Annotated in this window: 1 protein-coding gene; it reads left to right on the forward strand. The window is 51.7% G+C overall.

Going from position 1 to position 664, the window contains the following annotated elements; translation table 11 throughout:
* Positions 1-494, forward strand: a 494-nt coding sequence (locus tag KIO97_RS24385) for a hypothetical protein (RefSeq protein ID WP_285384199.1), incomplete at its 5' end; no start/stop codon positions are given.
* Positions 495-664 lie beyond the last annotated feature (170 nt).

The following is a 664-nucleotide window of genomic DNA, read 5'->3' on the forward strand; positions in this document are numbered from 1 at the left end:
AGGAAGGAAAGATGAAAACGACACTACTGTTACTCTCCGTCATCATGGCAAGCGCGCCCGCTTTTGCTGCTCAGCCCGGTCAATGCGGCGCTGGCTTTGATACATGGGATTTAAACTGCGATGGCAAAATTGATGGCGACGAGGCGAGCGCTTCCATGCAGCCGTTTTACGATCAACAAAAGCGCGTCTCGCGCCCGGCGCACCGCGAAGGCCTGCCACCACCAAGTGAAGCGGGCTACCCTAAGTACGCTTTTAGTAACGAAATGGGCACATGGAAGCGAGTGTCAACTAACCTCACGGATATTGTCAATGCTGGCGCCTATTCCCAGCTCCTCACCCCCGACGCCGAAGGCCAAGCCTGTTACAAAGGCACCAAAGGGTTGATCCTTGGAACCAAGCGCGAGTGCACCAACTGGAACTCCGGGGGATGGCACTGCGAAGGCTATGGCCCTACCACCTTGTCGAACGAGGGCTATAAGGCCGAATGCCAATAAACCACGGAGCAAGCCGTTCAATGAGCGGCTTTATTTGTTTTTTGTGAAATAAATCAAGTCTCTAAGTATTGATTCAGTATTAGGGACACGCTGAAAAAAGCGTGCTATAACGGGTAGCAACGATGAAAAAAGCATCAACTCAACACCAGCAAGCAAGGAGAATGATATGA

The organism is Vibrio sp. B181a, assembly GCF_030248375.1.
Taxonomy (GTDB): Bacteria; Pseudomonadota; Gammaproteobacteria; order Enterobacterales; family Vibrionaceae; genus Vibrio; species Vibrio campbellii.